The organism is bacterium, from assembly GCA_035295165.1.
Classification (GTDB): Bacteria; Sysuimicrobiota; Sysuimicrobiia; order Sysuimicrobiales; family Segetimicrobiaceae; genus JAJPIA01.
The window spans coordinates 19,798-39,425 of record DATGJN010000110.1 but is presented as its reverse complement, the minus strand read 5'-3'; the positions used below and the strand labels follow the sequence as shown (position 1 = coordinate 39,425).

20 protein-coding genes are annotated in these 19,628 nt (G+C 70.6%); all 20 read left to right on the top strand.

All coding sequences use genetic code 11. From position 1 onward, the window contains the following. Positions 1-174 precede the first annotated feature (174 nt). Positions 175-2,691: a translation initiation factor IF-2 gene (gene infB / locus VKZ50_19245; protein ID HLJ61867.1), complete on the top strand. Its 2,517-nt coding sequence runs from the start codon at positions 175-177 to the stop codon at positions 2,689-2,691. 31 nt (positions 2,692-2,722) lie between these two features. After that, positions 2,723-3,004 (top strand): DUF503 domain-containing protein, encoded by a 282-nt coding sequence (locus VKZ50_19240; GenBank protein HLJ61866.1) that lies wholly within the window; start codon positions 2,723-2,725, stop codon positions 3,002-3,004. A gap of 6 nt (positions 3,005-3,010) precedes the next feature. Then, on the top strand, positions 3,011-3,376 hold the full coding sequence (gene rbfA, locus VKZ50_19235) for a 30S ribosome-binding factor RbfA (protein HLJ61865.1): 366 nt from the start codon (positions 3,011-3,013) through the stop codon (positions 3,374-3,376). After that, positions 3,373-4,347 carry a DHH family phosphoesterase gene (locus tag VKZ50_19230; GenBank protein HLJ61864.1) on the top strand — a complete coding sequence of 325 codons (975 nt, stop codon included), beginning with the start codon at positions 3,373-3,375 and terminating at the stop codon, positions 4,345-4,347. The genes rbfA and VKZ50_19230 overlap by 4 nt, the downstream gene beginning before the upstream one ends. Before the next feature lie 12 nt (positions 4,348-4,359). Then, positions 4,360-5,307 carry a tRNA pseudouridine(55) synthase TruB gene (truB, locus tag VKZ50_19225; protein HLJ61863.1) on the top strand — a complete coding sequence of 316 codons (948 nt, stop codon included), beginning with the start codon at positions 4,360-4,362 and terminating at the stop codon, positions 5,305-5,307. Next, the gene (locus tag VKZ50_19220) at positions 5,282-6,229 is read left to right on the top strand and encodes a bifunctional riboflavin kinase/FAD synthetase (GenBank protein ID HLJ61862.1); all 948 of its coding nucleotides are present in this window, start codon (positions 5,282-5,284) and stop codon (positions 6,227-6,229) included. Before truB ends, VKZ50_19220 begins: the two co-directional genes overlap by 26 nt. Before the next feature lie 121 nt (positions 6,230-6,350). After that, a complete protein-coding gene (nusB, locus tag VKZ50_19215) occupies positions 6,351-6,773 on the top strand; it encodes a transcription antitermination factor NusB (GenBank protein HLJ61861.1) in 423 nt (140 codons plus the stop codon). A gap of 16 nt (positions 6,774-6,789) precedes the next feature. Then, on the top strand, positions 6,790-7,074 hold the full coding sequence (locus tag VKZ50_19210; protein ID HLJ61860.1) for an acylphosphatase: 285 nt from the start codon (positions 6,790-6,792) through the stop codon (positions 7,072-7,074). Positions 7,075-7,080: 6 nt separating this feature from the next. Continuing rightward, positions 7,081-7,995 carry a farnesyl diphosphate synthase gene (locus VKZ50_19205; GenBank protein ID HLJ61859.1) on the top strand — a complete coding sequence of 305 codons (915 nt, stop codon included), beginning with the start codon at positions 7,081-7,083 and terminating at the stop codon, positions 7,993-7,995. Continuing rightward, on the top strand, positions 7,992-8,864 hold the full coding sequence (locus VKZ50_19200) for a TlyA family RNA methyltransferase (protein ID HLJ61858.1): 873 nt from the start codon (positions 7,992-7,994) through the stop codon (positions 8,862-8,864). The genes VKZ50_19205 and VKZ50_19200 overlap by 4 nt, the downstream gene beginning before the upstream one ends. After that, positions 8,861-9,739 carry an NAD(+)/NADH kinase gene (locus VKZ50_19195; protein HLJ61857.1) on the top strand — a complete coding sequence of 293 codons (879 nt, stop codon included), beginning with the start codon at positions 8,861-8,863 and terminating at the stop codon, positions 9,737-9,739. Before VKZ50_19200 ends, VKZ50_19195 begins: the two co-directional genes overlap by 4 nt. 40 nt (positions 9,740-9,779) lie before the next feature. Beyond that, entirely contained in the window at positions 9,780-11,513 is a 1,734-nt protein-coding gene (locus VKZ50_19190; GenBank protein HLJ61856.1) for a CTP synthase, read from the top strand. Between the two features lie 103 nt (positions 11,514-11,616). Further along, a complete protein-coding gene (gene ilvE / locus VKZ50_19185; protein ID HLJ61855.1) occupies positions 11,617-12,519 on the top strand; it encodes a branched-chain-amino-acid transaminase in 903 nt (300 codons plus the stop codon). Next, complete coding sequence (locus VKZ50_19180; protein HLJ61854.1) at positions 12,516-13,049, top strand: NUDIX hydrolase; 534 nt, start codon at positions 12,516-12,518, stop codon at positions 13,047-13,049. The genes ilvE and VKZ50_19180 overlap by 4 nt, the downstream gene beginning before the upstream one ends. Positions 13,050-13,114: 65 nt before the next feature. Then, on the top strand, positions 13,115-14,299 hold the full coding sequence (locus tag VKZ50_19175; protein HLJ61853.1) for a phosphopentomutase: 1,185 nt from the start codon (positions 13,115-13,117) through the stop codon (positions 14,297-14,299). Continuing rightward, positions 14,296-15,159 (top strand): purine-nucleoside phosphorylase, encoded by an 864-nt coding sequence (locus tag VKZ50_19170; protein HLJ61852.1) that lies wholly within the window; start codon positions 14,296-14,298, stop codon positions 15,157-15,159. Before VKZ50_19175 ends, VKZ50_19170 begins: the two co-directional genes overlap by 4 nt. 333 nt (positions 15,160-15,492) lie before the next feature. Continuing rightward, positions 15,493-16,350 (top strand): alpha/beta fold hydrolase, encoded by an 858-nt coding sequence (locus tag VKZ50_19165; GenBank protein HLJ61851.1) that lies wholly within the window; start codon positions 15,493-15,495, stop codon positions 16,348-16,350. 1 nt (position 16,351) lies between these two features. After that, complete coding sequence (locus tag VKZ50_19160) at positions 16,352-17,125, top strand: hypothetical protein (GenBank protein HLJ61850.1); 774 nt, start codon at positions 16,352-16,354, stop codon at positions 17,123-17,125. A gap of 321 nt (positions 17,126-17,446) precedes the next feature. Further along, positions 17,447-18,751, top strand: coding sequence for a thymidine phosphorylase (locus VKZ50_19155; GenBank protein ID HLJ61849.1), 1,305 nt, complete (start codon positions 17,447-17,449; stop codon positions 18,749-18,751). Between the two features lie 10 nt (positions 18,752-18,761). Further along, complete coding sequence (locus VKZ50_19150; GenBank protein ID HLJ61848.1) at positions 18,762-19,619, top strand: 3-hydroxybutyryl-CoA dehydrogenase; 858 nt, start codon at positions 18,762-18,764, stop codon at positions 19,617-19,619. Positions 19,620-19,628 lie beyond the last annotated feature (9 nt).

Genomic DNA, 19,628 nt, shown 5'->3' with positions numbered 1-19,628 from the left:
GCCCTGCGGGAGGCGGCGGTTCGGGACGAGGCGCCGCGTGCCCCGGTCGTGCGCCGGGTCTCGCTGCGACAAGTGCAGGAGGCCGGGCGCGCCGAGCCGGGCACCACGGGGCACGCCGCGCTCGGCGGCGCACACTCCGATAGGTCTGAACAGGCGTGAAACGGAGGGATCGTCGTGAAGGTCCATGAGCTGGCCAGAGAGCTGGGGCTGACCAGCAGAGAGCTAATTGAGCGGCTGGAGGCCATGAAGGTTCCGGTCCGCAACCACATGAGCGTGCTCGAGGACGATACCGTCGCCCGGCTGCGCAAGGGCGGCGTGTCCTCGGATGCCCCGTCACCGGCCGGCTCACCTGTTTCCGCCGCGGCGCCTGAGGTGCCACGGGGTCCGGCGAAGCCCGTCGACGAAGAGAAGATCAAGCAGAGCGCGTTTCTCCAGCAGAAGTATGGCTCGGAGATCAAGGGCGTTCGCGTGATCCGGGCGCAGCGCGTCGAGACCCCACCGCCTCCGCCGGAGGCGCCGGAACTGCCCGCGGACGCCGCGATCGCAAAACCGGCCGCCAAGGCGCCGACGCGCCCCGACGACCGGCCCGTCACGCGGAAGCCCGACGTGAAGAAACCGGTCGCCGCCGAGGGGCGTCTTCCGGCCAAGGATCGGGCGGCCGCGCACGCGCCGGCTCCCGCGCAGGCCGCAGCCCCATCGCCGGCGGGGCCGGTGAAGGACAAGCCGACCGTGCGGTTCGCGGACGTCCGCAAAGCCCCGCGCTACGCCTCCGGGACGGCGGAAGCCGCTCCGCGGCCGGCGCAGGAGGCTCCGGCGCCGCTGCCGCCGGCTGAGACGGCGAAGCCTGTCGAACCCCCGAAGCCGGTTGAGGCGCCTCGTCCACAGCCGGCGCCGGTGCCGACGCCGCAGCCCTCGGCCCCGGCTCCAGTGCGATACCTGGAGCTGGACGGACCGATTCAGGTCGGCGAGTTGGCCGCCCGAATGGGCGTGAGCGTCAATGAGCTCGTGAAGCGGCTCGTCGAGGCGGGCGTGATGGCCGGCGTGAACCACATGATCCCACTCGAGGTCGCCGGCAAGGTCGTGGCGGCGTTCAACTTTGCCGTCAAGGCGCCTGAGGTCGTGCAGGTCCAGGAAGTGGCGGCGACGCTCGAGGTGCCGGAGGCCTCTCCGCAGGAGAAGGGCCGCGATCCGCGTCCGCCGGTCGTGACCGTGATGGGGCACGTCGATCACGGCAAGACGAGCCTGCTCGACGCGATCCGCAAGACCTCGGTCGCCGCGCAGGAGTTCGGCGGCATCACGCAGCACATCGGCGCCTACACCGTCCAGGTGAACGGGAAGCAGATCACGTTCCTTGACACGCCCGGTCACGAGGCGTTCACTGCGCTCCGCGCGCGGGGCGCGCAGGTGACCGACATTGCGGTGCTCGTGGTCGCCGCCGACGACGGCGTGATGCCGCAGACCATCGAGGCGATCAACCACGCGAAGGCGGCCCGGGTGCCGATCATCGTGGCGATCAACAAGATCGATCTGCCCCAGGCCAACCCGGACCGCGTGAAACAGGGGCTGTCCGACCTCGGCCTCGTGCCCGAGGACTGGGGCGGCGACACGATCACGGTCCCGGTGTCGGCGCGCCAGAGCACGGGCATCGACACCCTGCTCGAGATGATCCTGCTCGTGGCGGAACTGCGCGACTTCCGGGCGACCCCGGACCGGCCGGCGCGGGGCACCGTGATCGAAGCGCGGTTGGACAAGGGGCGCGGGCCGGTGGCCACGGTGCTCGTGCAGGACGGTACGCTGCACAGCGGCCACGCGGTCGTGGTCGGCGAGACGTACGGGCGCCTCCGGGCGATGACCGACGCCGCCGGCGCCCGCCGGACCGAAGCCGGGCCGAGCGTGCCGGTCGAGATCACCGGGTTGAGCGAGGTGCCGGCGGCGGGCGACCTCCTCGAGGTCGTCACGAACGAGCGGATCGCGAAAGCCGTGGCCGAGGAGCGCCGCGAACGGCGCCGGGCGACGGAGCAGGTGCGCATCCGGCAGTTGAGCGTGGAGGAGATCTCCAAGGAGACCGGCACCGCCACCGAGCGGAAAGAGCTGCGGCTGATCATCAAAGGCGACGTGCAAGGGTCTGTGGAGGCGCTCGTCGGGGCGCTGGAGCGCGTGACCACGCGCGAGGTCGTGATCACGATCCTCCACGCCGCGGTCGGGAACGTCACCGAGTCCGACGTCATGCTGGCCGCGGCCAGTCACGCGACGGTGATCGGCTTCAACGTGCGTCCGGAACCCGCGGTGCGGCGCCTCGCCGAGACCGAAGGGGCCGACGTCCGTCTGTACCGGGTGATCTACGAGGTGCTCGACGACGTGAAGAAGCTTGCGAGCGGCCTGATCACGCCGGAGGAGGTCGAGGTGGTGATCGGGCGCGCCGAGGTGCGACGCGTGTTCTCGATCAGCCGCGTCGGTGTGATCGCGGGATCGTACGTCACGTCCGGACGGATCACCCGCGGCGCCAAAGCGCGCGTCATCCGCGACGGCGTCGTGGTGCACGAGGGTGTGATCGGCTCCCTGCGGCGGTTCAAGGAAGACGTGCGTGAGGTCGCCGCCGACTTCGAGTGCGGCATCGGCCTCGAGCGGTTCGCCGACATCAAGGAAAAGGACGTCATCGAAGTGTTCGCCATGGAGGCGAAACCCGCCTGACCTGGTCCCCCCCAAAAAGGGGCTGGCGCTGATGGTCGTCGGCGTGCTGCATGTCGAGTGCAGCCTTCCCGGGACGCAGAGCATCAAGGACAAGCGACGGATTGTGCGTTCGCTGCTGGACCGCCTGCACCACCGGTTTCACGTCGCGGCGGCGGAGGTTGCCCACCAGGACTCGTGGCGTCGCGCGGGGATCGCGGTGGCGTACATCAGCACGGATACCAGGCACGCGGACGAGGTGCTGGCCCATGTCGCCGGCGTAATCGAGCGGCACGGTGAGTTGGTGCTTCTGGATTACCACGTCGAGATGCGGTGAGATCCGATGACGTCATCTTCGCGGATCGCCCGGTTGCGGGAGCTCTTCAAGGTGGAGACAAGCATCATCCTACAGCGGCAGATGAAGGACCCCAGGATCGGGTTCGTATCGGTCACAGACGTCGAGTTGAGCGCGGACCTGCGCCATGCGAAGATCTTTGTCAGCGTGCTCGGGGACGCCGAGGCAAAGACGCGTACAATGGCCGGCCTCGCAAGCGCGCAGGGGTTCATGCGGACCGAGCTCGCGCGGCGCATCCGCCTGCGCCACTTCCCGCAGGTGCACTTTCGCATGGACGAGTCGATCGAGCGCGGTGCCCGCGTGGAGCGGCTGCTCCGGCAGGTGACCGCCCCGAAGGACCCGGAGACGCCGTGACGCCGGCCGAACGCATCGCCGAGGCGCTTCTGGGCCGACGGCACGTCCTGTTGCTGAACCACGTCTCGCCGGACGGCGACTGCCTCGGGTCGACGCTCGCGCTCGCCCGCACGCTGTGGGGACGCGGGCAGGAGGCGACGGTCGGCAGCGCCGACGGCGTGCCCGGGACCTACCGGTTTCTCCCGGGGATCGACCGCATCCGGCAGGAGCTGCCGGACGACGCGACCTACGATGCGGTCGTGTTTATGGAGTGCAGCACGCCCGATCGCGCAGGCGCGCTGGCGGCCAGGGCCGCCGGTATCCCGCTATGGGTGAACATCGACCACCACCTCAGCAACGCCGGATACGGCAATATCATCTACTACGACGCCACGGCCGCGGCGGTCGCCGAGCTCGTGCACCCGATCGTCCAGGCGCTCGCGGCGCCCCCTGACTTGGGCACGGCGACCTGCCTGCTCACGGCACTCGTGACCGATACCGGAAGTTTCCGCTACGCGGCCGTGACCGCGCGGACGCTCACGATCGCCGCGGATCTCGTCGCCCAGGGGGCCAGCCCCGCCGAGGTGTACGCTCAAGTGTACGAGAACCGGCCGGCGACCACGCTGCGCCTGCTCGGGATGGCGCTCAGCCGGCTCCAGGTGTCGGCGGACGGGCGCGTGGCGTGGACGGTGGTGACCCAGCAGATGCTGCAAGAGTCCGGCGCGACGATGGAGGAGTCCGAAGGCATCGTCGGGACGCTGCGGGAGATGGCCGGCGTCGATGTTGCTGCGCTCTTCAAGGAAGAGGCGGACGGGGTTCGGGTCAGCCTGCGGGCGCGGGGCGCCGTCCGGGCGCACGTGGTCGCCGAGGCGCTCGGCGGGGGCGGACACGCCGCGGCCGCCGGTTTCACCGGCCGGGGTCCCCTCGACGACGTGATCCGGCAGACCCTCGAGGTCGTGCGCCGGGAACTCGGCGCCGCCGCGGCGAGCTAGGCACGGGCATCGATGGACGGCGTCCTCTGCGTGCTCAAGCCGCCCGGGATGACCTCCCACGACGTCGTCGACGTCGTGCGGCGGCTCGTCGGGCTTCGCCGCGTGGGGCACACCGGTACGCTCGACCCGGGCGCGGCCGGCGTGCTAGTGTGTTGTCTCGGCCGCGCGACCCGCCTCAGTGAATTTCTCACGGACGCGGACAAGGAGTACCGCGTGGAGCTGCGGCTCGGCATGAGCACCGACTCCGGAGACGCGTATGGGGCGCCGCTGCCGCCTCCGGATCTTGCCGCCGCGGCGCGGGCCGTGCCGCGGGCGGAGCTGGATGCCGTCCTGCGCCGGTTCACGGGAGAGATCCAGCAGGTGCCGCCGATGGTGTCGGCGATCCACCACGAGGGCACGCGCTTGTATCGGCTCGCGCGCAAGGGCGAGGTGGTGGACCGCGAGGCGCGCCAGGTCTCGATCTACCGCATCGACGTGCTTGACGCATCTCCGGACGGGCGCACCGTGCTGCTGCACGTGTCGTGCGGCAAGGGCACCTACATCCGGAAGCTGTGCGCCGACATCGGGGAGGCGCTCGGCGTCGGCGGCTACGCCCACTTCATGGTCCGGACCCGTGCGGGGCAGTTCGAGTTGGAAGACGCCGTGACACTCGACGAACTCGCGGCGCTGGCCGCGCGGGGGGCCCTCGCGGATGTCGTCCATCCGATGGACCGGGCCGTGTCGCACCTTCCCGCGGTCGATCTGCCGGACCGGAGCGTGTCGGACGTGCTTCACGGTCATCCCGTGCCGGTATGGAAGCTCGGCGATGTGCGGGTCTCGGAGGACAGCCCCGTGCGTCTGCGCAGCCGGCGAGGCGCGCTGATCGCACTGGCGCGGGTCGAGGAGGGGGTGCTCCGCCCGTTCAAGGTGCTCGGCGGACCGGAGGGAGGAGCGGTTGCGCACCGCGCGCGGCCTCGCTGAGGTTCCCGTCGATCTTGCGTCCCCGGTGCTCGCGCTCGGCACCTTCGACGGGATCCACCTCGGGCACCGCCAGGTGATCGGCGCCGCCGTCGCCCGCGCTCGGGCGATTGGGGGGACCGCGGTTGCCGTGACCTTCGATCCGCACCCGGTTGAGGTGCTGCGCCCCAGCAGCGACCCGGTGCTGCTGACGACGTTGGATGAGCGGCTGGCGTTGCTCGCGGAGGCCGGGGCGGACACGACCGTGGTGTTGCCGTTCAACCTCGAATTCTCCCGCATCTCCGCACAGGCGTGGCTCGACGAGATCCTCGCGGAGCGACTGCGGGCACGGGAGATCGTCGCTGGGTCGTCGTACACGTTCGGCTATCGCCGTGAGGGGACGGCGGCACGCCTCGCCGCGTGGGGGTCCGCCACGGGAGTAGCGGTCCATCTCGTCCCGGCGGTGTTGGTCAGTGGCGAGCCGGTGAGCAGCAGCCGTGTCCGGAGCGCGCTGCGGGAGGGCCTGGTGGACGAGGCCACCCGCCTGCTTGGCCGCTGGTACAGTCTGCGTGGTCCCGTGGTCAGGGGCGACGGGCGCGGGCGGACGATCGGGGTTCCCACCGCGAACCTGCTGCCGCCCGCGAGAAAGGTGTTGCCCGGGCTCGGTGTGTACGCCACGGTCGTCGATGCCGGAGGGCGCCGCTACGGCGGCGCGACAAACGTGGGCCGTCGGCCCACGTTCGGCGGCGGCGCGGTCGCCGTCGAGACGCATCTGCTGGGGTTTGACGGAGATCTGTGCGGACAGGAGATCACGCTGTCGTTCGTCCAGCAGATCCGAGAAGAGCGCACGTTTCCCGGGGGCGACGCGTTGGTGCGGCAGATTCGGGCCGACGTGGATCGCGTGCGGGAGTTGCTTGCCGCGGTGGGACCGGGTATAATACGATAGTGCTAGAGGGCAACTCGGGAGCGTGGGCGGCAGCGGTGCGCCGTGCGGATCTCCCGGCAACAAATCTGACCACCGTTGCGGTGGTCAATTTGTTTGGAACGCCCTCTCTGGATTGGTGACGATGCGGCGGCGGGCACGGGAGGCGGCGCTCGGGGTCCTGTTCCAGATGGATCTCGGGAAGCTGTCGCTCGAAGAGGCGCTCGCGTCGGCCCGTGGCCAGGAGTGGCCGCCCGACGACTGGAGCCTGATCGTGACCCTGGCCCGGGGCACCCGCGCGCACCTCACGGCGATCGATGCGCTGATCGCGCTTGTGGCCGAGCACTGGACGCTGGAGCGCATGGCGACGGTCGACCGAAACATTCTCCGCATGGCGATCTTCGAGCTCGAAACCTCCGGCACACCCGTCGGCGTCGTGATCAACGAGGCCGTCGAACTGGCGAAGCGGTACAGCACCGAGGAGTCCGGCCGCTTCGTGAACGGGTTGCTTGGCAAGGTTGTGCGGTCCGGTCTGCCCCCGCTGGTGGAACAGGCGGCCGACGTGTGAATCGGGAATTCCGGCGATGCATGTCCGCGCGTTCGTCTCGGGACGGGTACAGGGCGTGGGGTTTCGGTATTTCACGCAGCACGCAGCCCGGCGTCTCGGGCTCGATGGCTACGTCCGCAACCTGCCGGACGGTCGCGTGGAAGTATTCGCGGAGGGCGGTCGGCGCGCGCTGGAGTCCCTGGTGTCCACGTTGCGCCAAGGGCCCGCGGGTGCGTGGGTGCGCGACGTCCAAGCGGAGTGGACCGACGCGTCGGACGGCGCAAGCGTCGTCCCGGGCACGCGGGAGTTTTGTATCCGTTAGGTGAGAATGAAAGGAACGTCACGCCGCCCGGCCGATATTGAAACGTACCTCGCCGAGCACGGCCGGCTCGTCGAGGACGCGCTGGATCGGTGTCTCCCTTCGGCCGACACCTCCCCCGAAACCGTGCACCGAGCGATGCGCCACAGCGTGTTCGCCGGAGGCAAGCGACTGCGGCCCATTCTCGTCATCGCCGGCGCCGGCGTGGCCGGGGCGCCCCCCGATGACGTCATGCCGTCGGCGTGTGCGGTCGAGCTGATTCACACCTACTCCCTGATCCACGACGATCTCCCCGCGATGGACAACTCGCCGACCCGCCGCGGTCGGCCAACGTGCCACGTGCTGTTCGGGGAAGCGATGGCGGTGCTGGCGGGCGACGCGCTGCACGCGCTTGCGTTCGAGTTGCTCGTGCGCAACGCCGAGGTACCGGGGTGCGCGCCGGACCGCGTCCTCCGCGCGATCGGGGAGGTGACGCAGGGGATTGGGACCGCCGGGATGGTGGGCGGCCAGGTCCTGGATTTGCTCGCGGTCGGCGGGCCCCTCGACGAGGCCGCAGTGCGACGGATTCACCGGCTCAAAACCGGCTCGCTGATCCGCGCGTGCGTCCGGATCGGCGGCATCCTCGGCGGCGCCGACCAGGACACGCTGGATGTGTTGGACCGCTACGGGGAGCACGTGGGGCTCGCGTTCCAGATCGTCGACGACATCCTGGACGTCGTCGGGGAGCAGGTGAAGCTCGGCAAGGAGACCGGCAGCGACGCATCGCTCGCCAAGGTGACGTTCCCGTCGGTCTTCGGGTTGGAGCGGTCGCGGACGCTCGCCGAGGACGCAACCCGCCGCGCGGTCGACTCGCTCGCGCCCGTCGGCGCGCGGGGCGATCGCCTGCGGGATCTCGCGTTGTTCCTGTTGTCCCGGGAGCGATGAGCGCGCGCGCCGTGGCGGTGTCGGGAAGCCGGCTCGACCAGTGGCTCGTCGCGCACGGGCACGCGGCGAGCCGAGAAGAGGCGCAGGCCGTGATCATGGCCGGCGCGGTGACCGTGGATGGCCAGCGCGTGGACAAACCGGGGCGGCGCGTGGGAGCGGCGGCCCGCGTGGTCCTGCACGGACCGGGGCGCGAGTACGCGAGCCGTGGCGGGCTCAAGCTCGTCCACGCGTTGACGACGTTTGGGGTGGGCGTGGACGGACGAACGGCCGTGGATCTCGGGGCGAGCACCGGCGGATTCACCGACTGCCTGTTGCGGCACGGCGCCGCACACGTCTACGCGGTGGACGTCGGCCGCGGCCAGCTGGCGTGGCGCCTCAGGACCGATCCCCGCGTGACCGTCCTCGACGAGGTCAACGCCCGCTACCTCGAGCCCCACCAGGTCGGCGGTCCGTGCGATCTCGTGACCGTGGACCTGGCGTTCATCAGCCTGCGGCTCGTGTGGGGGGCGATCGCGCGGCTCCTCCGCCCCGGCGCCGACGTAATCGCGCTCGTGAAGCCCCAGTTCGAGGCCGGACGGGCGCAGGTCGGACGTGGAGGCGTCGTGCGCGATCCGGCGGTGCACGCATCCGTCTTGCGCGACGTACTCGAGGCCGCGCAGGGACACGGGCTCGTAGCCGTCGACGCGACGCCGTCGCCGGTGACCGGCCCGGCCGGCAACATCGAGTACCTGGTGCACCTGCGCGCCGCCCAGCCGTCGGCGCCGGTCGACATCGACGCGGTGGTGGCCGACGCCCACGCGCGGCTCGGCCGGCCGAGCTCGGCCGGCCGTCGTACGCCCGCAACACCGGCGGACCGGGGGCGGGGATGACGACGATCGGGCTCCTCGTCAATCCGCAGAAGCTCGCTGCCAACCGCGAGGTGGCCCGACTCGCGCGCGAGGCGGTGGCCGTGCTCGAAGCGCGGCGCGTCGCCGTCGTGGTGAACGAGGAGAGCGCCACCGGGCTGGAGTGCCCGGCGCTCGGCGTGCCCGAAGGCGAGCTCGCCGCCCGCGTGGACGTCCTCGTGGTGTTCGGCGGCGATGGGACGATTCTCAGCGCGGCGCGCCAGGCGGGGCCGCGCGGGATCCCGATCCTCGGCGTGAACCTCGGGGGGTTCGGCTTTCTCGCCGAGGTCAACGACGCGGATGTCGAGGAGGCGCTCCACCGGCTGCTCGCGGGCGACTACCACCTGGACGAGCGCATGATGCTGCGCGCGGAAGTGCTGCGCGCGGGGCACGCCGTCCACGAGGTGTTGGCGCTCAACGACATCGTGGTGACGAAGAGCGGATACGCGCGCGTGCTGCGCCTCAGGACGTTTGTGAACAACGAGCTCCTGGCGACGCATCTCGCCGATGGGCTGATCGTGGCGACGCCCACGGGGTCGACCGCCTACTCTCTCTCCGCGGGAGGCCCCATCGTCCACCCAGCGGTGGACGTGATGGTGCTCACGCCGATCTGCGCGCACACCCTCAACGCGCGCCCTGTCGTGATCTCCGCCAGCGACACCGTCGTCGTGCGCGTGGATCCCGTCGGCGCGCCGCCCCCTCCTGCGATGCTCACCGTGGATGGACAGAAGGGGTTTCCGCTCGAGGCCGACGACGAGGTCCGCGCCGCGCGGTCGCCGCACCGGACGCGGTTGATCCGGCTCGGGCGGGAGGGCTTCTACACGGTGCTTCGGACGAAGCTGTTGTGGGGCGAGCGATGATGCGCAACCCGCGCCGGCGGGGGGGGAGGGGACGCAGCCGATGACGCAGCAGGCGACCAAGTACATCTTCGTGACTGGAGGCGTGACGTCCGCACTGGGCAAGGGCATCACCTCGGCGTCGCTCGGGCGACTGCTCAAGAGCCGGGGCTGGCGCGTGACGCTCCTCAAGTTCGACCCCTACGTGAACGTGGACGCCGGGACGATGAACCCGTTCCAGCACGGCGAGGTGTTCGTCACCGACGACGGTGCGGAGACGGACATGGACCTGGGTCACTACGAGCGCTACATCGACCAGAACCTGTGCCGGGACAACAACACCACGACGGGAAAGATCTACGGCACGGTGATCGCGCGGGAGCGCCGGGGCGAGTACCTTGGGGGCACCGTGCAGGTGATCCCGCACGTGACGAACGAGATCCGCGACGAGATCACGCGCGTCGCCCGCGAAGCGACCGCGGAGATCATCATCGTCGAGGTGGGCGGGACCGTCGGTGACATCGAGAGCCTGCCGTTTCTCGAGGCGATCCGGCAGTTCCGTCGGCAGATGGGGGAAGGGAACGTCATGTACATCCACGTCTCGCTGATCCCGTACCTGCGCGGCGCGGGTGAGTTGAAGACGAAGCCGACGCAGCACAGTGTCAAGGAACTGCGGAGCATCGGCATCCACCCCGACGTGATCGTCTGCCGGACCGAGCGTCCGCTCGGCCGCGGCGTGCGCGAGAAACTCGCGCTGTTCTGCGACGTCGAACCCGACGCGGTGATCCAGGCGATCGACGCGCCGAGCATCTATGAGGTCCCGCTCATCCTCGAAGAGGAAGGGCTGGCCCGGCAGGCCGAGCGGTGCCTCCACCTTCCGGTCCGTCCGCCCGACCTTTCGGAGTGGCGCCGAATGGTGGACCGGCTCCTGCACCCGGAGGCGACGATCCGGATCGCCCTGGTCGGTAAGTACATGGGGAACGAGGACTCGTATGTCAGCATCGAAGAGGCGCTGCGGCACGGCGGGATCGCCGCCGGCTGCCGCGTGCGGATCGTGAAGCTGGACTCCGAGGAACTCGAGGGGCTCGACGCGTCCGTGGTCGCCGCCCGGCTCCAGGAATGCGACGGGGTGCTCGTGTGCCCCGGGTTCGGCGCGCGCGGGGTCGAGGGGAAGGTCAAGGCGGTTCGCTACGCCCGTGAGCAGCGCGTGCCGTTTTTCGGCGTCTGCTACGGCATGCAGTGGGCGGTCGTCGAGTTCGCGCGGCACGTCTGCGGGTTGGACGGCGCCAACACGACCGAGGTGGATCCCGGCACGCCGCACCCGGTGATCCACCTCCTGCCGGAACAACAGGCGGTCACCGACAAGGGCGGCACGATGCGGCTCGGCCTGTACCCGTGCCGGCTCGCGCCGGGCTCACTCGCGCACCGCGCGTACGGCGTCGACGACGTGCAGGAACGCCACCGGCACCGGTTCGAGGTCAACAACGACTATCTCGCCGTGTTGACGCGCCACGGGCTCAGGGTCACGGGGTTGTACCCGGAGCGGAATCTCGTGGAGATCGTGGAGCTTGCGGATCATCCGTGGTTCCTCGGCACACAGTTCCACGCGGAGTATCGGTCCCGGCCAAACCGGCCGCATCCCCTGTACCGGGACTTCGTCGCCGCGGCGCTGCGGCACGCCCGCGCGGTCGCGGATGACGCGCGGCGGGACGAGCCGGCGGCCGCGTCCGCCGATCCCCTCGGCGCCGCCGCCGGTTCACCGGGCCCCGAGGAGGAGCGCGTGTCCGGAGGGACCTAGCGGCGCGGCCGGGCGAGAGGAGGCCGTCTGAAAGGCCGCGAAGCACGGCACATACAGGTACGCAGATGCCGCGGCGAGGCCGCGGGGTGGGAGGGGATCGGGGATGGCCATCGAGGCCTACGTAGACGGCCGGTTTGTGCCCAAGGACCAGGCGACCGTGTCCGTGTATGATCACGGATTTCTGTACGGGGACGGCGTCTTCGAGGGGATCCGGGTATACCACGGCCGCATCTTCAAGCTCCAGGAGCACGTGGACCGGCTGTTCGAGTCGGCGCACACGCTGCAGTTGAAGATCCCGATGACCCGCGAGGCGATGGCGGAGGCGATCCTCGACACCGTCCGCCGTAGCGGCCTGCGCGACGCGTACATCCGGCCGGTGATCTCGCGCGGCCGGGGTGACCTCGGGATCGACCCGCGCAAGTGTCCGGTCCCGACGGTCGTGATCATCGTCGACACGATCCAGCTCTACCCCGAGGCCGCCTATCAGAACGGCCTCAAGTTGGTCACAACGTCCACCCGGATGCGGCCGCTCGATGTGCTGAACCCGCGGATCAAGACGTGCAACTACCTGAGCAACATCATGGGGCGGCTCGAGGCGAACCTGGCGGGGGCGGACGAAGGGTTGATGCTGACGACCCACGGGCACGTCGCCGAGTGCACGGCCGACAATATCTTCGTGGTCCGGCGCGGCCGCGTGCTTACGCCGCCGGTGCACCTCGGGATCCTGCAGGGCGTGACGCGGCAGACCGTGCTCGATCTGTGCCTGGAGATGCACATCCCGGCTGCGGAGCACGTCATGTCGCTCCACGACGTGTACACGGCGGACGAGTGCTTCCTGACCGGGACCGGCGCCGAGCTCGGGCCGGTCGTCCAGGTCGACGGCCGCACGATCGGCACGGGCAAACCCGGCCCGATCACCCACCGCATCCTCAAGGCGTTCCGCGAGCTGGCGGCGCGCGAGGGCACGCCCGTGTACGCGACATCGGGCGCTCCCGCGGGGGAGTGACGCTTCGCCTCGTCGGAAGCCGCCGGGTGTTCGACGGTCAGGTGATCGGAGTCCGGCTGGACGAGATCGAATTGCCAAGCGGCCGCCGGATGGTGGCCGAGATCGTGGAGCACCGGGGCGCGGTCGCGATCGTCCCGGTGACGGCGTCCGGCGACGTGCTGCTGGTGCGGCAGTTCCGGCACGCCGTTGGCCGGGAGCTGCTGGAGGTGCCCGCCGGCACGATCGAACCCGGGGAGCCGGCGGACGTGTGCGCCCGGCGCGAGCTGGCCGAGGAGGTCGGCTGCGCGGCCGCACAGTGGGACCGGCTGTTGTCGTTCTATCCGTCGCCGGGCGTGATGACCGAGGAACTGTATGTCTATCTTGCGCGCGAGCTGAGCCCGCGTCCGACGGATCGGGAAGAAGAGGACCTGCGCGTCGAGCCGCATCCGCTCGCGGATGCGCGTCGCCTCGTCTCCTCCGGGGAGGTGTGCGACGCCAAGTCGATCATCGGGCTCCAGGCCGCGTGCGACCGGTTGGGTATCCCGCGATAGGAGGCGTGTGGCCGGTTCCGAGCCCGCATGCGCCCGCGCGGCAGCGCCGGGAGCGCTGACCTGGGATGCCGCCGTTTGACCGCGCGATCGTCATCGTCCTCGACGGCTGCGGGGTCGGCGCGCTGCCGGACGCGGACCGGTATGGCGACGCCGGCTCGAGCACGCTCTCCCACACCGCGGCGGCCTGCGGAGGGCTTCGGCTCCCTGCGATGGGCCGCCTCGGCCTCGGGAGGATCGTGCCGGTCGAGGGGGTGCCGCCAGACCCCGCGCCGGCCGGCGCGTTCGGCAAGATGGTCGAGACGGCCGCGGGCAAGGACAGCACGACGGGACACTGGGAGCTGATGGGCGTCCCGCTCGTTCGCCCCTTTCCGACGTACCCCCACGGGTTTCCGCGCGACGTGATCGCGGCGTTCGAGGCTCGTATCGGCCGGCGCGTCCTCGGGAACCGACCGGCGTCCGGCACGGCGATCATCGCGGAGCTCGGCGAGGCGCACCTCCGGACGGGCTGCCCCATCGTCTACACCTCCGCCGACAGCGTCTTCCAGATCGCCGCGCACGAGACCGTGGTCCCGGTCGACGATTTGTATCGCTACTGCCACATCGCGCGGGACGAGGTGCTGGTCGGGCCGCACGCGGTGAGCCGGGTGATCGCCCGGCCGTTCGTCGGCGAACCGGGGCGGTTTGTGCGGACGGACCGGCGGCGGGACTTTTCGGTGCCGCCGCCCGAGCCGACCGTGCTGGACCGGCTCCACGACGCCGGCGCGCCGGTGGTCGGGATTGGCAAGATCGCGGACCTGTTCACCGGGCGCGGCATCACCGAGGCCGTGCACACTCACGACGACGCGGATGGCCTGGCGCAGACGCGACGCGCGCTGGCGACGGTGTCGAAGGGGTTGATCTTCACGAACCTGGTGGACCTGGACACGCTGTACGGCCACCGCAATGATCCCCGCGGTTACGGAGCCGACCTCGAGCGGATCGACGTCGGCCTGACACCCATCGTCGAGGGTCTCGGCGGTCGCGATCTGTTGATCCTGACCGCCGACCACGGCAACGACCCCACCACGCCCAGCACCGACCATTCGCGCGAACACGCGCCGCTGCTTGTCGCCGGGCCGCGCGTGCAGGGCGGCGTCGACCTCGGCGTGCGACCGACGTTCGCGGACGTGGGCGCGACCGTCGCAGACGCCCTCGGCGCGCCGGCGCCGCGTGCGGGCACGAGCGTACTCGGTGAGGTGCTCGGCGCGTGAGTCTGCGTGACCGGATCGGCGAGGCGGTGGCTGCGGTGCGCACGCACCCGGGCGGCGGCCGGTTCGTTCCGGAAGTCGGGATTGTGCTCGGCAGCGGCCTCGGCGGTCTGGCCGACGTCGTGGATGCAGAGGCCACGGTCTCCTACGATGCGATCCCGCACTTCCCCGTCCCGACCGCGGAAGGGCACCGTGGCCGGCTGATCCTGGGGCGCCTCGAGGGGCGCCGCGTCGCCGCGCTGCAAGGTCGGGCGCACCTCTACGAGGGTCACACGGCGGAGGGGGTAACGTTCCCTGTGCGCGTGCTCCACGCGCTCGGCGTTCACACGCTCATCGTCACGAACGCCGCGGGCGGCCTGAACCCGTCCTTCCGCGCCGGCGACCTCATGCTGATCACCGATCACATCAACTTCACCGGCACGAATCCCCTGGTCGGCCCGAACGACGCGGCGCTCGGACCTCGGTTCCCCGATATGTCGCGGGCGTACCATCCCGCGCTCCGGGAGAGCGCCGTCGCCGGCGCACGGGCCGAACAGGTCACGCTTCGCGAGGGCGTGTACGTCGGCGTGCTCGGGCCGTCGTACGAGACGCCGGCGGAGGTGGAGATGCTCGCGCGGTGGGGCGCCGACGCGGTCGGTATGTCGACGGTGGCCGAGGTGATCGTCGCGCGGCACATCGGGCTGCGCGTGCTGGGACTCGCCGCGATCACGAACGCCCTCGCGCGGGGCGGAGCGTCCGCCGGTCCGGTAACTCACGCGGAGGTCCTCGCCGTCGCCGGCGAACTCGGTCCCCGGTTCGTACGGCTCGTGTGCCGGATCGTGCGCGAGCTTCCCGGGCCGCCGGCTGAACCGCGCACGGATTGAGCTCCTTGCCGGAGCGGCAAACGGCGCGGGCAGTACGGCAGTCGCGCCGCGCGAGGTGTCTGAGAGATCGGCCGCCGGTCCGGCCGATGCGGTGTTGGCGTTTTCGAGAAGGATAGCCCGCAGCACGGCCTCGTCCGGTGCCCGGGTTGGAGGAAACCGGTGGGGCCCTCCAATATCACGAGACGTTGAGACGGAGATTCCGGTGAGTGCCCGACCGACGTGGCCGGACGCTCCGGTGGGACCGGTCGAGCGGATGCTGGGAGTAGGCTGAGCGGGAGCTGGCGGAGCGTTCTCCGGCGCGACAAGCGTCGGCTCACGGGGAAGGAGGCGGCGATGCCGGAAGCGTGCGTCGAAGGAGTGCGGCTCCACTACACGATGACCGGCGAAGGATTTCCGCTCATCTTCGTCCATGAATTCGCGGGCGACGGCCGCAGTTGGGATCCCCAGGTGCGATTCTTCGCGCGGCGCTACCGGGTCGTCACGTACTGCGCCCGCGGCTACCCTCCGTCCGGCGTCCCGGAGGACCCGGCGGCGTACTCGCAGGACATCGCGGTCGCCGATCTCCACGGGTTGCTTCGCCATCTGGGGATCGCCCAGGCGCACTTGTGCGGGCTCTCGATGGGCGGCTCCGCGGTACTGCATTTCGGCCTTCGTCATCCGGAAGCGGCGCGCTCGCTCGTGGTCGCCGGATGCGGATCCGGGTCGGACGATCCGGATGGGTTCCGGCGCGACTCCGAAGCCCGCGCTCACAAGATCGAGCAGGACGGCATGGCGGCGTTCGCTGCCGAGTATGCGCAAGGGCCGACGCGCGTACCCTTTCTAAAAAAAGACCCGCGGGGCTGGCAGGAGTTTCGCGATGCCTTTGTGGGGCACTCTGGGTCCGGCAGCGTCCGGACCCTCCGCGGCGTGATGGCGCGCCGTCCGCCGCTCTACGCGTCCGAGGAGGCGCTCCGGCGTCTCGCGGTCCCCACCCTGATCGTGAACGGCGACGAAGACGAACCGTGTCTTAAGCCTGGGTTCTTCCTCAAGCGGACGATCCCGGGCGCGCGCCTGCTGGTGCTCCCGGACACCGGGCACACCATCAATCTCGAGGAACCCGAGGCGTTCAACCGCGCGGTGCTAGATTTTCTCACGTTCGTCGACTCCGGTCGGCGACCGGGGCCGGACTCGGCGCGGGACAGCGGACGCTGACATGGTGCGGGATGGAGGATCTCGTCCGCCCCAACGCGGCGTCACCAGACGGCTGCTCGTTTCCGGCAGTCTCGTCTTCGTCGCGGTCGTCCTTCGGGCGGTCCTGATCCGTGCCGGTGGCCCGACCGGAGTGGCCGCGGAGTGGCTGCCGATCGCCGTCGTCGCCGCGACGCTTGGATGGAACGCGCTCCGCATCGCGCGCAACGTCCCAGGTCTCTGGCGCCGTCCGCTGCCCAGGGTCGCGCGCGTGCGGAATACGCCCGCCCGCGCGGTCGCGCTGAATGGGATGCTGACTGGCATGGCGGTGCTGCTGTCGCTCGTCGGGAGCAGGTTGCCGGGCCTGGGATGGTTGGTCTACTGGCTCGGTGGCCTTCCTATCATGCTCGCCGTGAGCCTCGACCGCCGGTGGGGCATCCTCGCGTACCTGGCCGCCACGTTCGTGATCGCGGAGACGTTCGCGCCACGGAGAGGGCTCGTGTTTGCCTTGTTCACGGGGCTGCTCGGGGTGGTCAGCGGGGTCGCCGCGGCCTCCGGGCGATCGTGGTCGGCCACAGGGTTGTTGTGTGCCGCCGCCCAGGTGCCTGCGCTGGCGGTACTGGTGGCGGCGGTGCCAGGCTTTCAGGTGTTCTGGTTCCGACCGAATCCGCGCGCGCAGGACGGTCTTCTGTACCTCGTGTTGGCCGCCGGACTGCTGGGCGTGTCGTGGACGATGACCGCGATGCTGCTCTACACGCGCATCGTCAGGGCTCTCCGCCAGCAGCTTGCGTTCTCGTGATCCAGGGTCCTGCTCAGCGACGCGCCCCGGGGTCAGCACAGACCCGGACGACGGCCATTTTGTTGCCGCCGCACCGGCGCGGCGCGCGACCACGGTCATCACGGCAACCAGCGACACGTCCTCCCGAGCCCTCCGCGCGGTAGGCTCATCGTCACCCGCGGCGCCTCTCGGGTGGGTCCCCTCGTCAGACGAGGGGTGACGGGCGCACTCACCTGGGCCCGCTCTCTTGGCACGGCGCGACGCTGAAGGTCCCGGCAGGCGCAGGCGGCAGGGTTTGTTGCGGGCCTGGGTAAACACAGCGACGGGATGGAGCCGAGCGGGTTGAGACCCTACGATGTCATCAAGGCGAAGCGGGACGGCGTCGAGTTGGCGCCGGAGGCGATCGCCGGGTTCGTGGCGGGCTATCTGCACGACGACGTGTCGGACGCGCAGATGGCGGCGCTGCTGATGGCCGTGTGCCTCCGCGGGATGAGCGAGCGGGAGACCGCCGCGCTCACGACGGCCATGGTCGAGAGCGGCGAGACCCTCGATCTCAGCGGGATTCGGGGCCGGACGGTGGACAAGCACAGCACGGGCGGCGTGGGGGACAAGACGTCGCTCGTCGTAGTACCGCTGGTCGCGAGTGCGGGCGTGCGCGTCGCCAAGCTCTCCGGCCGCGCGCTCGGACACACCGGCGGGACGATCGACAAACTCGAGGCGATCCCCGGTTTTCGCGCGGAACGGTCCCCGGCCGATCTGATCGCCCAGGTCAATCGCGTCGGCTGCGCGATCGTGAGCCAATCGGCCCGCCTGGTGCCGGCCGACAAGCGCCTCTATGCGCTGCGGGACCTCACGGCGACGGTCGACAGTGTACCGTTGATCGCGTCGAGCGTCATGAGCAAGAAGATCGCCGCGGGGAGCAGTGCGATCGTGCTCGACGTCAAGGTGGGTAGCGGTGCGTTCATGAAGGCGCTCGAGGACGCCCGCGCCCTCGGCCGCGCGATGGTCGCGATCGGGCGCGCCGCAGGCCGGCACACCGTCGCCGTGCTGACCCGCATGGACCAGCCCCTCGGCCGGGCGATCGGGAACGCGCTCGAAGTCGCGGAGGCCGTGCACGCCCTGCGGAACGAGGGCCCCGAGGATCTGCGGGAGCTGTGCCTGTCGCTGGGGGCGCAGATGGCGGTGCTGGGGGGGATCACAGCCGACTCGGCGCAGGCGCGGGCGCTGCTCGCGGAGCGGGTCGCATCCGGGGATGCCGCGCGGACATTCGCCGAGATGGTCGCCGCGCAGGGCGGCGACGCCGCCGCGGTGGAGGACCCAGGGCGGCTCCCGCGTGCGCCGGTTGCCGAGGCGGTGCCGGCACCTGGCGACGGCGTGGTCGAGGGGATCGATGCCGAGATGCTGGGCAACGCGGCGATCGCGCTCGGCGCCGGGCGGGCGAGGGCGGGCGACCGGATCGACCCCGCGGCCGGCCTCGTGCTGGAGCGGAAGGTGGGGAATCCGGTGCGCCGCGGCGAACCGCTCGCGGTGCTCCACACATCGGACCGCGGGCGGCTGGACCGGGCCGCGCCGATGGTCGCGGCCGCGTACCGGATCGGGGTCGGGACGTTCGCGGCCGGGCCGCTCGTCATCGAGACGATCGGGTGAGGAGGATGGCATGACGTTTCGGACCGTGGGCGTGGTCGGGTGCGGCCTGATGGGCTCGGGCATTGCGGAGGTCGCGGCGCGCGCCGGCCTGTCGGTGCTCGTGCGCGAGGTATCCGACGAGGCGCTTGGAACCGGCCTGGGGCGGATCGATCGGTCGATGGCGCGCGGCGTGGAGCGCGGCAAGCTGAGCGCGGCCGACCGCGACACGGCTCGCGGCCGCATTCGCGGGACGACCCGGCTCGCCGATCTCGCGGAGTGCGATATCGTCTGCGAGGCGATCATCGAGAACATGGACGAGAAGAAGGCGCTGTACCGGGAACTCGACGGCATCTGCCCGGCGTCCACGGTGTTCGCGAGCAACACCAGTTCCCTCAGCATCACGGAGATGGCGTCCGTGACGCGACGGCCGGGGCGCTTTCTGGGCCTCCACTTTTTCAACCCCGTGCCGGTCATGAAGCCGGTGGAGATGGTGCGGGGGCTGCGCACGGCCGACGAGACGCTTGTGGCCGCCCGCGCGTTCGCAGAGCGGCTCGGGAAGACGGTCGTGGCGTGCAAGGACTACCCCGGGTTCATCGTCAACCTGCTCCTCGTGCCGTACCTGCTCGATGCGATCCGGGCCCTGGAGTTGGGCGTGGCCAGCAAGGAGGACATCGATACCGCGGTCACGCTCGGCCTGAACCATCCGATGGGGCCGCTTACGCTGCTGGACTTCGTCGGCATCGACACGACCTACTACATTGCCGAGGCGATGTTTGCCGAGTTCAAAGACGGACGGTACGCTGCCCCGCCGCTCATGCGCAAGATGGTGCTCGCCGGCCTGCACGGGCGGAAGGCAGGCCGGGGGTTCTACGACTACACGAAGGCGTAGGGCCTGTCG